Source organism: Sphingobacterium sp. UBA5670, from assembly GCF_002420705.1.
GTDB lineage: Bacteria > Bacteroidota > Bacteroidia > Sphingobacteriales > Sphingobacteriaceae > Sphingobacterium.
Map to the genome: position 1 here is coordinate 220,020 of NZ_DIIM01000002.1, position 15,167 is coordinate 235,186.

The 15,167-nt window shown below is 40.0% G+C and carries 10 protein-coding genes; 7 read left to right on the forward strand and 3 right to left on the reverse strand.

Annotated elements, in window-relative coordinates; all coding sequences use genetic code 11:
- Positions 1-15: 15 nt before the first annotated feature.
- Complete coding sequence (locus B3C94_RS01925; protein WP_293898120.1) at positions 16-1,548, reverse strand: DUF3943 domain-containing protein; 1,533 nt, start codon at positions 1,546-1,548, stop codon at positions 16-18.
- 102 nt (positions 1,549-1,650) lie between these two features.
- On the opposite strand from B3C94_RS01925, the gene B3C94_RS01930 reads away from it, so the two are divergent.
- Positions 1,651-3,183: a SulP family inorganic anion transporter gene (locus tag B3C94_RS01930; RefSeq protein ID WP_293898123.1), complete on the forward strand. Its 1,533-nt coding sequence runs from the start codon at positions 1,651-1,653 to the stop codon at positions 3,181-3,183.
- A gap of 4 nt (positions 3,184-3,187) precedes the next feature.
- Here B3C94_RS01930 and B3C94_RS01935 read toward each other — a convergent pair whose 3' ends face one another.
- Complete coding sequence (locus B3C94_RS01935) at positions 3,188-3,775, reverse strand: methyltransferase (protein WP_293898126.1); 588 nt, start codon at positions 3,773-3,775, stop codon at positions 3,188-3,190.
- A gap of 378 nt (positions 3,776-4,153) precedes the next feature.
- On the opposite strand from B3C94_RS01935, the gene B3C94_RS01940 reads away from it, so the two are divergent.
- From B3C94_RS01940 to B3C94_RS01960, 5 genes are all read left to right on the forward strand, one after another.
- The gene (locus B3C94_RS01940) at positions 4,154-4,612 is read left to right on the forward strand and encodes a hypothetical protein (RefSeq protein WP_293898129.1); all 459 of its coding nucleotides are present in this window, start codon (positions 4,154-4,156) and stop codon (positions 4,610-4,612) included.
- 251 nt (positions 4,613-4,863) lie between these two features.
- Positions 4,864-6,135: a glucose-1-phosphate adenylyltransferase gene (locus B3C94_RS01945; RefSeq protein WP_293898132.1), complete on the forward strand. Its 1,272-nt coding sequence runs from the start codon at positions 4,864-4,866 to the stop codon at positions 6,133-6,135.
- A 103-nt stretch (positions 6,136-6,238) separates the two neighbouring features.
- Positions 6,239-7,015, forward strand: a complete 777-nt coding sequence (locus B3C94_RS01950; RefSeq protein ID WP_293898135.1) for a phosphatase PAP2 family protein — start codon at positions 6,239-6,241, stop codon at positions 7,013-7,015.
- 365 nt (positions 7,016-7,380) lie between these two features.
- Complete coding sequence (locus B3C94_RS01955; RefSeq protein ID WP_293898138.1) at positions 7,381-10,629, forward strand: SusC/RagA family TonB-linked outer membrane protein; 3,249 nt, start codon at positions 7,381-7,383, stop codon at positions 10,627-10,629.
- 11 nt (positions 10,630-10,640) lie between these two features.
- The gene (locus B3C94_RS01960; protein WP_293898140.1) at positions 10,641-12,410 is read left to right on the forward strand and encodes a RagB/SusD family nutrient uptake outer membrane protein; all 1,770 of its coding nucleotides are present in this window, start codon (positions 10,641-10,643) and stop codon (positions 12,408-12,410) included.
- Between the two features lie 113 nt (positions 12,411-12,523).
- On the opposite strand, the gene B3C94_RS01965 is transcribed toward B3C94_RS01960, so the two are convergent.
- The gene (locus B3C94_RS01965; RefSeq protein WP_293898143.1) at positions 12,524-13,444 is read right to left on the reverse strand and encodes a metallophosphoesterase; all 921 of its coding nucleotides are present in this window, start codon (positions 13,442-13,444) and stop codon (positions 12,524-12,526) included.
- 1,092 nt (positions 13,445-14,536) lie between these two features.
- Between B3C94_RS01965 and B3C94_RS01970 the strand changes: the two genes are divergently transcribed.
- Complete coding sequence (locus B3C94_RS01970) at positions 14,537-15,127, forward strand: YdeI/OmpD-associated family protein (protein WP_293898146.1); 591 nt, start codon at positions 14,537-14,539, stop codon at positions 15,125-15,127.
- The last annotated feature ends 40 nt before the right edge of the window (positions 15,128-15,167 follow it).

The window sequence follows — 15,167 nt, forward strand, 5'->3', positions numbered from 1 at the left end:
AGCCTTTTTTGTTAGTTAGTATTCAGAATTATAAGCGAGTGCTATCCGGACAAACGGATAATCTTTATTTACATTGTTATGGTCTCGGTAATGACCTTCCAACCTGAAGTAGCCGGAGTAAAGGTTGACACCAAAGTTTTTCCAGATACGCATGGAAGCGCTCGTGGATGCCGTATGTAGAAAATGGTGGGACTTGTTGCCACTGATTGTTACAAAATACCCTCCACGATAGTCTACACCAAATTTAAAGCGGTTTAATGTGCTCAAAGTGGCTGAAGCCCGAACATCCGCTCCGGGGCCATAGTCATATGTACGGCTTTCACCAAAATGGAGATAGGGATCGGGTACAGCGGCCAATACCACCGGGCCACCACCAAAAATCGTTGTCAGCTTGGTACGGCTTCCGATATTGAAATTGGAAAAGACATTATAGTTGATACTCTGCGATCCATAGTAAAAAGCTTCATTGCGTAAGAAGTCGAAATGAGCAGACACGATGCCACGGTGGCGTCCTGTTAAATTAGATAGAATACGGTTGCCATATAGCGAAGCATAGACATTGACCGCATTGACGATGGAACTGTCGTCTGATCCAAGTTCGAGGTTGAGGAAGAAGTCATCAAATGGTTTCTTTTTGTCCAAATCATCGTTGGTATAAATCAATTTGATTCGTGCATATATGTCATTTTTTCCTTTATTTAAGATGTCGTGTTCCTTGGCGTCAAAGCGTCTTAACCCTAATTCAACTTCGGTGTGCACCAATGAACTATCGATAACGGCACCTTTGACCTTATCCCCCCATCGTCCATCGAGAAGCCGGTTGAGTCCATTTATCGGATTGATCAGCATGGCCAATAGCTCTTTTTTATTGCGCTGCCCTTTGCTCACACTCGGACGGGAGAGAACATGATGCGATAGCCTATGGGTCATTTCACCTAAAATTGTACCGCCAAAGCTTGTGTTGATGATATCATTGATGGAAGGCGGTTCTGTTTCACCTGCAGTTTCCCAGATATAGCTACCTGCAACGGTTGCCGCTGTTGATTGCAGAAAACTATAGTTGTTGGATCGGAACGAATTGAAATAAAACTGACCGTGATAAGGATGCGCCATTTGGTTTGTGGCAAAAAGATTGTCGTCCCAGGTCCAGGCTGATAACTTTAAATGGCTAAAAAAGTTTTTAAAAGAAATATGGGAAACAGGGTCTTTTCGGATGAAGTAATTGACTGAGGCTGGAATGGCCTGGATGGAAAACCATTCAATTCCCGCTCTTAAGAAGTTCTTTTTTTGGTAGTCGAATAGGCTGTCTGTCTGTTTGACATTGATATGGTGCTTGTTCGATGCTTGGGCTTGTCCGTAGTGGGGCAGCATATATTTTTCGGCAGGTTTCGATCGAAATAGGCTATCTGAAGTCTTTAGCGAATCGCTATCTAGAAGGACTGCGGCCCTACCGTTCCCAACATACCCTAGCTGTACAAGAAACAAACAGGCAAATAAAAAGAGGCTATGATGATGTGGGATAATGCGTTTTTTGATCGAAATGAACATACTGTTTTGCGATAAAATTTGTAAAGAATAACAAATATAGGCTAAAAGTGTTTGTGTGATTAGTACCTTTGCTGCACTTTATCGCGTTCAAGTAATTTCGAAATGAACAACACTTTTGACATATTCAATATAAAATCGGTTAATCTTAAAAACGAATTGTTTGCGGGATTAACGGTTGCGATGACCATGATTCCAGAATCGCTTTCGTTTGCGATCTTGGCTGGGCTGCCACCATTGACAGGGCTTTATGCTGCATTTTTAATGGGTTTGGTTACTTCCGTTCTGGGCGGTAGGCCTGGAATGGTCTCCGGCGGTGCAGGAGCCACAGTGGTAGTTTTGATGGCACTTGCAGCAAGCCATGGAATCGATTATCTTTTTGCTGCAGTTGTATTGGCAGGCCTCTTACAATTTTTGGTTGGACTTTTTAAATGGGGTAAATTTGTGCGCTTAATTCCTCAGCCTGTAATGTATGGCTTTTTAAATGGATTGGCCATCATCATATTTATGGCTCAGGTCGTTCAATTTAAGGTGAATACCGGACAGGGAATGGAATGGATGTCGGGAACGACTTTGTACATCATGGGTGGACTGACTTTGTTGACGATGCTGATTGTGATCGGATTTCCACGTATCACAAAGGCCGTCCCCGCCTCTTTGGTAGCCATTTTGATCGTGTTTGGTTTAGTATCGCTATTGGGTATTCCAACGAAGAAAGTCGTAGATATTGCGTCTGTCAGTGGAACTTTACCGCGTTTACATGTGCCTATGGTTCCTTGGAATTGGGAAACATTGCAGCTGATTTTTCCGTATTCCTTGGTGATGGCAGGAGTGGGACTTGTGGAGTCGCTTTTGACACTTAATATGGTCGATGAAATTACGGCGACTAAAGGAAATGCGAACCGTGAATCCATGGCACAAGGTGTAGCAAATACAATCAATGGCTTCTTTGGTGGAATGGGTGGATGTGCCATGGTGGCCCAAACACTCGTTAATTTAAACGCTGGTGCGCGGACAAGACTCTCCTCGTTTATTGGTGCAATAACAATCCTTTTGATTATTTTGGTTGGAGCACCCTTTATAGAGCAGATTCCAATGGCTGCGCTGGTAGGTGTGATGATGATGGTGGCGATCGGAACTTTTCAATGGGTGAGCTTACGTATTGTCAATAAATTTCCGAAATCGGATATTTTTGTTGGGATGCTTGTCGCAGGAATTACGGTTATTCTCCATAATTTGGCGCTTGCGGTGCTTATTGGTGTGGTAATAGCTGCACTTGTATTTGCATGGGATAATGCAAAGCGTATTCGGGCAAGAAAATATATGGATTCCGACGGTGTTAAGCATTATGAAATCTACGGCCCGCTTTTCTTCGGCTCCACAGCTAATTTTTTGGATAAATTTGATGTTTTAGAAGACCCCGAACGGGTTATTTTAGATTTTAAGGAAAGCCGGGTCGCAGATATGTCTGCTGTGGATGCGCTTAACAAAATTACCGAGCGCTATGCTGCACAAGGGAAGAAAATAGAACTTTGGCATCTCAGTGAGGACTGTCGCTCCTTGTTGAAAAATGCCGCGGGTATTGTGGTGGTCAATATCATGGAAGATCCAACCTATCAGGTCATGCCTCGGGCATAGGCTGCTATTTTTTCCGTAGTTCAAAAAATAGTTCGTTCCCTTGTCTCTGTGGAATGCTATTGGTAGAATCTGTCAACTGTAAAATGTCAAACTGAGATTCGAATAGCTGCTGATATTCCGCTTGATTTCCACCGAAAGGAGGCCCCTGTTGAGCGAACTCCCGTTTAAATAATAATCCTGTAAGGATACCATTAGGCTTAAGCAGGGTGTGCATTTGCTGTACATAGTGATTGCGTAATGCCGGATTTAGGGCGCAAAAAAAGGTCTGTTCAATAATGTAGTCATATTGGCCCTGGTGCTGAAAGAAATCTTGACATACAATTTGGATATGCGGGTTACCAGCAAATTCTTTGCTGACTTTTTCAACCAAGCTCGGGGCAATATCAAGTAACGTAATTTGACTGAATCCTTTACCGAGAAGAGCCTTCGCCTCATGGGCGTTTCCACAGCCGGGAATTAAAATAGACGCATTTTTGACAATGGATTCTTCAGCGTAGCTCACGATAGCAGGAGCTGGATAGCCAATATCCCAACCCGTTTCTTTGTTTTTATAACGATTATCCCAATAGTTTCCATCCAGTGAAGAATTCATATCAATCTTTTTATTCGATGTCAGTTGGCAATTTACTTAAATATTACGTCAAAACAAGTTCAATTTTGATATTAAGGATAACCGTGATTTAGTAAAATTTTAGACGATATAAGAAATTTAATGAATGCTTTTATTATTTGTAGTTGATCATAATTATTTGATTAAATAGTTATTTTTGCGGCTGGTATCCAAATCTAAGCAGATTTCCTAAATCCATGGTTTAATAGCGTGCTGTTGAAGATATGAACTTTGCTGTCAGATTTTAGTGGTGAAAGGTGTTGTAGGTCAGGTAGTTATTGAAATTAGGTTGGATGCCATACGATATTAAAATTTATAGCGTTCAAATAGTTTAGCAGGGACAATACCCTGATGTTTTAAATGAATTATATTAAAGTAGTCTTATTTATTGTTTTATTTCTAATTGTTGGTCTTGCCTACGCTAATCAAGATTGGAACGGTTTGGAGGAAGCGCATCAATATATCGGTTATTTGTTGTTATCCATATATTTAACGGGCTCAACTCTATTTGTGTATAGACCTCTTAAAGGGGATAGAAAATTAAAACGACATTTTTTTATCCGGTTTTCTGTGGTGTGTATCGCCTTCCTGCTACTTATTGCCCCATATGTGATCCTTAAGCAACAAAATGATGGTTTAGGTGCCGGATATTTACTCTATTTTATGACAGTCAGTCTTGCGGTACCGCTGTCGATTTATGCCTTTATAGAAATCATATGGTTATATACGCAAAAGAAATATCCGCAAATAGGTGTTAATCTACTACTTGTTGGCTATATCTACTGCCTTTTTCTATTTAGTGGCTTATTTGGATATTAAATCTATTGGAGATACTGGCTTGTAATCATCGTCTTTTAATCGGTTAAAGTTAAGACTGTTGCTGTTCGTTTTTCGGGAATTACTTTTATTGTAAGACGAATCATTAATCAAAATAGGTATTTGCTTCTTATCAGGAAAATTGCTAATTTAATAAGGATTCTTAAGCCTGAATTTAAAGGATCCCAAGCGTAAACCTGATCAGGTCCTTATTCTTGAAGATAATATTTTATAACCAATTAATGGATTGAGGTATGATACACAAAGTAGTTTCCCTTGTATTGGGAGGAGGTCGAGGGTCGCGCCTTTTCCCATTGACACAACAACGTTCGAAACCAGCAGTTCCTATAGCTGGAAAATATCGGTTGGTAGATATACCGATTTCGAACTGTTTGAATTCTGGCTATAACAAGATCTTCGTATTAACGCAGTTCAATTCAGCCTCTTTAAACACACACATTAAAAATTCTTACAATTTTAGCATTTTTAGCAAGGGCTTTGTTGACATTCTGGCTGCGGAACAGACAAATGAAGGCGATCGTTGGTTTGAAGGAACAGCCGATGCTGTCCGACGTACACAGAAACATCTGCTTAATGTAGATTATGATTACATTTTGGTGTTATCTGGCGATCAGCTTTATCAGATGGATTATTCAAAGCTTATTGATTTCCATGTAGACAATGGTGGGGATGTTACCATTGCAACCATACCCGTGAATGGCAAAGATGCTACTGGATTTGGTATTTTAAAAGCCAATGAAGCCAACGAAATTACAGCCTTTGTCGAAAAACCCGATAAAGAAGAAGTGTTAAATTGGACTTCTGAAGTCTCAGAAGGTCTCAACAAACAGGGAAGGCATTATTTGGCATCCATGGGGATTTATGTTTTTTCAAAAAACATATTGCGTAACCTTCTAATTGCAAATCCAGGAATGGATTTTGGTAAGGAAATTATACCCGATGCTATTGAAGCCCTTCGGGTGTTGAGTTATCAATTTGATGGCTATTGGACCGATATTGGAACTATTAAATCTTTTTTTGATGCGAATATTGGATTAACCGATGATATTCCGGATTTCAATTTGTTTAATGAGACAGTGTATACACGGGCGCGAATGCTTCCGCCTTCCAAAATTTCGGGAACGACCTTAAATAATACAGTGATTGCCGATGGTTGTATCTTAAATGGAGATAAACTGGAACGATCTGTAATTGGGATCCGTTCCCGCATTGGAGAAGGAACGGTTATTAAATCGACCTACATGATGGGGACAGATTACTATGAGCAATTGGAAGAGGTACTTGAACTGGGAAATACACAGAAGCCACCACCGGTAGGTGTTGGAAAACGTTGTTATATTGAGAATGCAATCCTGGATAAGAACTGTCGTATCGGAGACGATGTTCGCATCATTGGTGGGCCAGGTCTGAATGATGGCGACTTTGAGACCCACATGATATGTGATGGTATCGTAGTTGTGAAAAAAGATGCGGTCATTGCCAACGGCGTTACGATAGGATTTTGATTAGGAATAAATTTTAAACAGAAGTCCGCTGTTTATATAATACATGAAACAGCGGACTTTTTTGTTATAGTATTATCTTTGCAGCAATATAATAGCGGATAAAATGCTCGATTACAAAAGATACATTGTTTTTTATTGCATCCTGGTTTTACTTTTTGTATTACCAGTTGCCTCATTTGCCCAAATTCTGTCGGAACAACCATCGGATTCGAGCGGTGGATCTCATTTTTTTAAGAAAATTCCTTACAAAGAATTGGCTGTTCCAGTGGGATTGATCACGTATGGTATCGTTGCCAAAGGAAATCCCTTTTTGAAAGGGATAGATGAAGACATTAGAGCCGAAGTTTCGAGAGGGAATAGCCGAAGAACTAAATTGGACGATTTCACCCGTTTTGCCGGAACTGCAGGAGTTTTTGTTTTGGATGCTGTTGGGGTGCCCGCCAAACATAACCTTAAACAACGCCTGTTTACGACAGCGGTTTCTAATATTATTATGACATCAACTGTAAAAATTATGAAATCCACCATTCCTGTTTGGCGTCCAGATAGTTCTGCAAACAACTCTTTCCCTTCCGGACATGCGGCAACCGCCTTTGTTGGTGCAGAATTGCTTTGGCAGGAATACAGGCAAGAGTCAATTTGGTACGGAATAGCGGGCTATGCTGTTGCCGCAGGTACCGGTTATTTACGGATGCATAACGATAAACATTGGTTCTCGGATATTGCGATGGGAGCAGGGGTCGGTATCTTGAGCACTAAAATTGCTTATTGGCTGTTACCTCTTGTCGACAGTCGACTACAAAATTCGAAAAAGAGCTATGTTGTACTACCCACGTATAACGGAAGACAGTTTTGTCTAAATGCCAGTTTACAATTTTAACGCCCTATTTAGGACTTCTTCAGAGATGGGATATTGACTCTTCCGAAAACATAAAGGTTTATAAAATATGACGATTACAGGGATTTAAATCCATTTTAAATCCCTGTAAAACCTACTTTTTAGGTACTCCACCTAAAGAATAAAATCGCTGTTTCTATAATTTTCATTGCATGTTCTAAGCGTGTAACGTTTCTGTGAATTTTAGATTAAAAAATCATGTTAATTTCGTTAATACGATTTTGTTTTCTAAATTTAATAGACAATCTAATCCACTTTTACTGTTTTTTATAAAAAGAAATCAGTGAAAATAAATAAACCAAAGTTGGACCTACAGGTTCTTTATTATTTTAAACCAATTTGTAATTATGATGAGAAATTTTTTTCTTCATGGAAAGGCGAGACCCATTAGCCTTTTGGGACTCTGCCTGCTGTTTAATCAGCCTGATTCTTACGGGCTGAATCTGGAGCCGACTAATAATGCTATTGCAGCTCAAGATCAGATCACAGGAGGCGTTAAAGATGAGAAAGGGCAGGCATTAGCCGGCGCCACTATCACGGTCAAAGGAACATCCGTTCAAGCATCTTCCAATCAACAAGGAGTTTTTTCCATTCGGGCTAAGCGTGGTGACGTTTTAATTGTTAATTATCAGGGATTTGCAACGCAAGAGGTAGTCGTTTCCTCAAGCAGCGTCAATGTGGTCATGGTATCGAGTGACCAAGCACTCGAAGAAGTCGTAATCATTGGCTATGGCAAGCAGCGAAAAGGGAATATTACCGGCTCGGTCGCTACCGTAAATGCAGAGCAGTTAAAGAATATCCCCAGTTCAAATCTTTCCAATTCACTTGCCGGTAGGGCCGCAGGAGTCAATGTAACGAATACTTCGGGGATGGCGGGAGCATCGTCGAGCTTGCGTATTCGGGGGAGTTTTGCTGAACCGTTGTATGTAATTGATGGGATAGTCCGTGATAAAGCTGCGTTTGACGTGCTCGAAGCAAACGAAGTTGACCAAATGACTTTCTTAAAAGATGCGGCGACTGCGGCAGTATACGGTACGAGGGCAGGTAATGGGGTTGTTGTCGTAACGACTAAAAAAGGTACAGCACAAGCACCGGTTTTTAATGTGCAAAGTAATTATACCTTCAATACGCCCACACAAGAGCTGCTTGCTAATTTAACGACTGCGCAAGATGAATTGACCTACCAAAACAGGGTCGCGGAATTTCGTGGTCTTTCTATACCAAATGGTCAAAAGGAGTTTGATTATTTTAAGGACAAAAATTATAATGCCAATGATGTTATCTGGCGCAATCCATTTACGCATCGACAATCCATATCGGTCAATGGTGGCGGTGACAAAATTACGTATTATAGCTTGTTGAGCTACCGTAAAGAAAATGGGTCTTATAAATCTTTGGACCATGAGAAGTTTAATCTGCGAAGCAATATCTCTGCCCAGATTACAGAGGATTTTAGCATGGATTTTAATATTTCAGCTAATCAGACAAACTCGAAGCGCTTTTTTTGGCCATTTAGTACATCGTCCAATGATGATGATTTTGATGTATCCGATTTTTACCGCGTTACATTCAACTGGCCAAAAATGTATCCTTTTTACTTGAACGCAGATGGAACACCTAGCAATACACCAACGGCTTATCCTGTACAGACACCGATGGGAAGCTGGCAAGCGTGGAATGTCATTGATCAGGTCATCGGGGATCGTTATATTGACCGTAAAGTGCGACAGGTAAATCCAATTATGAGCTTAAACTTGAAGCTGGATAAATTGGTACAAGGTTTATCGACAAAAGTTGTGGGTAGTTATATTGCTGAAGATTATATGCGCAAGCGCTATATGAGTTTTCAGAAGAACTACACTTTTACCTCCCTGAATCCGAATGACAACCGTTTTATACCGGCACCACCTTCGGAAGCCAATATCAATATTTTTACTTTTAGTCAGAGCCAGCCTTTTATGGACTATAACCCACAGCGCTTGTGGCAATATCAGGTAAACTGGTTTTTAAATTACAATCGTAAGTTTGGTAAACATGCTGTGGACGGAACATTGGTTTATGAGCAGTCCAAGAAAGGAGGGACTTATGTCACTTCAAGGGCCGAAAATCCAATCACAGCCCTAGATCAGATGTTTATTTATCCTACCGATCGAAATTTTAGGTCAACAACGGCCAATGAAACAATCGATTCACGGCGTGGTATCATTGGCCGTGCCAATTACAATTATGCCGATAAGTACATTGCTGAATTTTCTTTCCGCTACGATGGATCACCTTTGTTTCCTAAAGATAAGCGTTGGGGCTTTTTCCCTTCTGTCTCGGCAGCCTGGCGTGTATCGGACGAGAACTTCTTTACGGATATAAAAAATACGATATCGGACTTGAAATTCAGGGCCTCTTATGGTACAACGGGTAATGATTTGGATGTGAATGCCAATCGAATTGGTCAGTTTGGCTATCTGGAAAAATATTACAGCTCTGGTGGTTATATGTTCGGAGATCGTTATTACAATGGTATTGCCTATGGTGCAACACCGACCCAGAACCTCACTTGGACGACTTCCAAAAGTGTCAATCTAGGTTTGGATTTTGGATTTGTCAATAACAAACTGACGGGTAGCCTTGATCTATTTTCACGTAAGGAAACAAATATTCTAGGGCCAAGATCGTTGAAAGTTCCGGATAATTATGGTCGTGCACTTGCACCTGAAAACTATGCTGCAAGAAGTTATAAAGGCGGGGAGATTTCTTTGAACTGGAATGACAGGATTGGCGAGGTGACTTATGGGCTCAATGGAAATCTAGGCTATGCAAAAGATCGCTGGGATATTATTGACGAAGAACCAGCGTATGCTGCAGGCCAACCGCAGAACTTTCGCTCAAGGATTGGACGTCCAGAAAATAGAATTATAGGCTTAGAAGCGCTGGGTCTGGTGAGGACGCAGGCTGAAGCCGATGAGTTGAAGGCAAAGGGATTTAAAACTTACGGAAGAGATCCTTTTCCCGGGATGATCTTATATAAAGATATTCAGGGTGCGAACTACTCTGGCGGTCCGGATGGAAAAATTGACGATAACGATATGCAGCTATTATCGGATAATAATTCTCCGCGGATCAATTATGGCTTTGGATTCAATGCAAGCTGGAGGGGTTTTTATGTTTCCGCCTTATTTCAGGGAGTTCTGGCCTATGATCGCATGATAAGCAACCAGGAAGGCGGCGGCATGCGTCAGCATGGCGATACCTTCCGGCCATATTATCCGATTTGGGCTTCGGACGTCTGGACACCCGATAATACCGATGCCAAATATCCCCGTCCCACAGGCTATTCCGGTTGGGCCGAGTCTGGTGCGGCACCATCGTCATTCTGGATAAGAAATGGAGCTTATCTGAGACTCCGCGATATTAATGTATCTTACAGATTGCCGAAAAGCATGACCGAGAAGATACGCGTAAAAGACGTCAATTTGTTTTTTAATGGAACCAATTTGTTTGTTTTCTCGCCGATGAAAGAGTTCCATGATCCTGAGCAAAAACTGTATGATTCTTATCCAGTCATGAAAACCTTCACGTTTGGACTTGATGTTAAATTTTAAATGAGAAAAAGATGAAAAAAATATATTATCCTTTAATCGCCTTGGCTCTGTGTATGTCCTCCTGTAAAAACGTATTGGACATTGAGGATCTCAATTCGCTGGATGAAGCTAAGGTATGGGCTGATCCAAATTTAGTCAACGGCTATCTTGCCAATTTATATCCACTATTTGGCAACTGGAATTCAAGTGCTGATGGAAATTCTGAACAATTAATTGGCATTGCTTTCCCATTGGATGCGGTCACTGTCAACAATGGCTCTTACAAATCTTGGGATTATACGACCATCCGAAAAATTAATACAGCTATACAAAAGGTGGGTGAAAGTACGGTATTAAAAGCAGACTTTAAAAATGCGGTGATTGGCCAATCTTTGTTTCTCCGAGCTTATATGTATTTTAATATGGTCAGGACCCATGGTGGTGTTCCTTATATTACGGTACCTCAAGACTTAAAAAATGATGATCTTAATGTACCTCGCAATTCCACAAAAGAGTGTTTTGAGCTGATGATTAAAGATCTGGATCAGGCTATTTCTTTACTCCCAAAAACTATTGCTAAGGGTACAGCAGATTATGGAAAGGTTGACGGTGATTTTGCCGCAGCTTTTAAAGCGAAGGTATTGTTATATAAAGCTTCACCGCAGTTTAATCCTTCTAATCCTTATGGGAATGCTTATTGGCAGGAGGCAAATGTTGCGAATAAGCTGGCTTATGAACAGCTTAAAGCGGCTGGCTATAGTCTGACTCCTGATTATTCTAATATAGCACTGGTTGAAAAAGGACCGGAGGTCGTTTTTGCTGTGATTAATACTTATCCGAATAAAGTTGCCAGTTGGGATAATGGGGTACGGCCAGGTTCTGAAAGTAGGGGGCCGGCGGGGTCCGTTCCATCCTGGGAATTTGTAAAAGAATTTCCAATGAAAGACGGAAAATTATATTCAGATCAAACAGGTAAATATCATAAGACCGAGGATCAGTTTTTACAATCCTATTGGGAAAACCGGGATCCGCGTTTTGAAAAATCTATTGTGTGGAATGCCAAGGTTTATGAAGTTTCAGGGAAGACAGGCAAACGGCAATACACTTCGGTGGGTATAGCTCCAGCGCTGGACGATTTTGGTATAAACCCCAAAGCAAAAACACCCTCTTCCAATTTGGATCGGTATAGTGGATTTTTTATCTTAAAAAATTCCAAATTATCATTGAAGCAAACCGAAGTGGAAACGCAATATGATGTGGACTTTGTTTTAATGCGCTATGCAGAAGTAATTTTAAATTATGCTGAAACAGCAAATGAAACAGGAAATTTCGCAACAGCATTAGATCTGGTCACGCAAATCAGAAAAAGAGCAGGAATCGAACCCGGCGGAGACAATAAATATGGAATAACAGCGACTACGAAGGAGCAGATGCGGGAGGCTATTTTAGCAGAGCGTAATATTGAATTCTGTTTTGAGGGGCATCGTTTTTGGGATTTAAGAAGGTTACGTAAGCTAAATATACTGAACAACACGACGAAACATGGTGTTGAAGCTATAGCAATAAACGCAAATGGAACGGAGATGAATCTGGATGATGCAAATGTACTGGCCAAGACCTATTCGCTGAAAGAAAATCAGTTCAAATACAGTGTCTTACAGGTCCCTAGCACAGGCAATAAAGTGAATCTGGTGCCAGATACCTATTATTTCTTCCCCGTAGCACAATCTGTCATTGATAAAAATCCAGCTATCAAACAGAATAAGGATTGGGGCGGAACATTTAATCCAACCATGGAATAGCCTGTTCATATCAGTTGATTCAATAAAAACACCCTCAAAAGCTTTCGCGGTTGAGGGTGTTTTATCTTTAGGACATTAACTGTAGTTTGAATAATCTCTGGATTGAATTTTGTTTAAAACTTAATTACTCTTGAACTGAGCCTGCCGTGGCCTTTGATTTTGATTTCTTTTGGATAAAGTTCCAATAAGCCATAGGCATTGCTGGCAGGAGTTTCAATCATACCTTCCAAGGTTACAAAAGGAATATTGTTTTCCTGTACAAAATTGCCTTTATGGTTATGTCCGGAAAGTATTAGTTTAACTTCAGGAAATTTATGGAGTATAGCAAGAACTTGCCTATTATTGAGTGTTTCATAGCCATTTTCTGGCAATAATGGATGATGTGTTAATACGATTACATGCTCCTTGTTTTTGCGTGCTTGGGCAAGTTCGTTTTGTAGCCATAAGAGCTGTTTATTATCAACTCCGCCATTCCAGGGTTGTGTATTTTTTCTTCCACTTGCTTTTAGACTATCGACCAATAATTTCCACTTGCTCCGTTCTGCTGAATTGGCTGTTGTGGCATATTCACTGAGGGCATTCGTGTTTAAGAACACAAACCGCCATTTTCCCTTGGTAAATGCGTAGTATTTATATGGCATGCCAAAAATATTATGCAGAAGGTCAGGGTTGGATACGTTGACGTAGTCGTGGTTTCCAAGTAGACAATACCTCGGCTTTTTTAATGGGGAGAGATGTTCGAATAACAGGGGTAGATCTTTTGGCCCTTCATCGACAAGATCGCCAAGAATCAACGAAAAATCGACCTTATTGCGATTGAAGAATTCTACGGCAGTATCTACTTTCATTAACGAATTGTGGTAGAACCTACTGCCATGGTCTGTTTTGTCTGCGTATTGCATGTCAGCCATTATACCGATACGAAGAATCGGCGCGCTGGATTGCGCCATACTCAGTAAGTGAGGTAAATAGCAGGTGATGAATATCGCGAAGAACTTCCATTTCTGCTTGATTTTTAAACCGGTATGTTTCATTTTTTTAGCGTTTTAAAATATGTTTCTATAAGAATATATTCGTCCGTATTCCGGTAATGTTGCTTTACTGTCTGTTTAGTCTATTTTTTGAGCTGCCGTTCTGGGTAATTGATTATAATGTTATCACGAGTATACTGAGAATAAATTATAGATTCAAGTAAATTGAATACACAAACGTTTGTGTAAATTGATGGATCGCTAACGAATTATAAATGATTGCCAACACATATAAACTATTGATTTTTTAGATATTGTAATACTGTAAATTGGCGATTGTGGTGTTTAACGAATAAAAGGTTTAGGTAAATAGATAATATGAAATTGATTCGTGCAATAACAATTATTCTTCTTACTTGTTATGGTATTTTGTTACCAATTTATCTCGGAATTATACTTCCCGAATATTGGGCTTGTCGGAAATGTATTTATGAGGGGGATATGGGCACAGATATATGGGGAAACTCAGTACAGTGTTTTGGCGACAGTAAAGCGTTTGGTGAAGCTATTTTCCAGTTTTCGTCTTTTCTGGTTTCGGGATTAACTTCTGTGTTGATCGTAATTTTTTTAAGGACTTATTATTTGAAACGAAATGCAAAAATAAATACGTATGATAAAGAAAATCCTGATTAGCTTGACTTTAATTACCATTATTGGCTGTTGTTGGTTTTTTTTTACACTATTCGACGCTATCGACTTGGCGCCTACGAAAAATAATCATTTGGCAAATGAGGAAAAATGGAAAATAGAGCAGCGGGCTGATATTGACAGCTGTGAAAAGCATGTGCTGAAAAATCAGATCGATTTACGGCGCGGAAACGCAAAACGAGTCTCTGAACTTGCTTTTCGAACTCAAACTATTTTGTTTTTAGTAATCTGTATACAAATTGTTCTACTCTTAATACTTCTATTAGTTCCCAAAAGATATATTCTTAAAATTTAAGAATGAAAATGCTGCTGAATAATTTGAGTTTGTCAATAGGACAAGCTGGTCGTTGTTGTTCTGCAGAACATGGATGACTAGTATTCAAAAAAAACGTATTTTCACAATAGACAAATTTTATTCATACCAGTAAGGACTAAAAAACTAAATTAATGATCAAACAGAATTCGGCGGAGAGAATCACTATTTATCTGAATACAAAGGAAGAGTGGCGATTTTGGCTTGAGAACAATCATCACATAGCACAATCAATTTGGGTGATCTGTAATACTAAAAAATCAAATTTACCGGTGGTCAACTGGACAGAACTTGTGGATGAAGCTTTGTGTTTTGGCTGGATTGATAGCACGAGGAGGCCGATTGATGCCTATTCATTCATGCAGTTATTTAGCCGAAGAAAACCCAATAGTACCTGGTCTAAAATTAACAAAGAAAAAGTTAAAAAACTAATCGATGCGAATCTGATGACTCCAGCGGGGCATGAGGTTATAAAAATAGCACAAGAAAATGGCTCTTGGTCAATTTTGGACAGTGTGGAAGAATTAATTATTCCCGAGGATTTGGATGAAGCATTTCAACATTATGCTGGTTCAAAAGATTATTTTCTTGGATTGACTAAATCCGTCAAAAAAATGATGTTGCAATGGATTGTTCTCGCCAAAAGACCAGATACCCGCAAAAAACGCATTGATGAGATTGCCGCAAGGGCAGCAGAAAAAGACAGACCTAAGCAATTTAAGTAAAGGGAAAGCTAGCTTTTTTATCCTATCCATTTCTTTCTTA

What these genes read in the sequence shown, in the direction of transcription:
- B3C94_RS01950 (WP_293898135.1), top strand. Translation starts at nt 6,239, where the DNA reads ATGCTCGATTACAAAAGATACATTGTTTTTTATTGCATCCTGGTTTTA.
- B3C94_RS01935 (WP_293898126.1), bottom strand. Translation starts at nt 3,775, where the DNA reads ATGAATTCTTCACTGGATGGAAACTATTGGGATAATCGTTATAAAAAC.
- B3C94_RS01930 (WP_293898123.1), top strand. Translation starts at nt 1,651, where the DNA reads ATGAACAACACTTTTGACATATTCAATATAAAATCGGTTAATCTTAAA.
- B3C94_RS01940 (WP_293898129.1), top strand. Translation starts at nt 4,154, where the DNA reads ATGAATTATATTAAAGTAGTCTTATTTATTGTTTTATTTCTAATTGTT.
- B3C94_RS01925 (WP_293898120.1), bottom strand. Translation starts at nt 1,548, where the DNA reads ATGTTCATTTCGATCAAAAAACGCATTATCCCACATCATCATAGCCTC.
- B3C94_RS01960 (WP_293898140.1), top strand. Translation starts at nt 10,641, where the DNA reads ATGAAAAAAATATATTATCCTTTAATCGCCTTGGCTCTGTGTATGTCC.
- B3C94_RS01955 (WP_293898138.1), top strand. Translation starts at nt 7,381, where the DNA reads ATGATGAGAAATTTTTTTCTTCATGGAAAGGCGAGACCCATTAGCCTT.
- B3C94_RS01965 (WP_293898143.1), bottom strand. Translation starts at nt 13,444, where the DNA reads ATGAAACATACCGGTTTAAAAATCAAGCAGAAATGGAAGTTCTTCGCG.
- B3C94_RS01945 (WP_293898132.1), top strand. Translation starts at nt 4,864, where the DNA reads ATGATACACAAAGTAGTTTCCCTTGTATTGGGAGGAGGTCGAGGGTCG.
- B3C94_RS01970 (WP_293898146.1), top strand. Translation starts at nt 14,537, where the DNA reads ATGATCAAACAGAATTCGGCGGAGAGAATCACTATTTATCTGAATACA.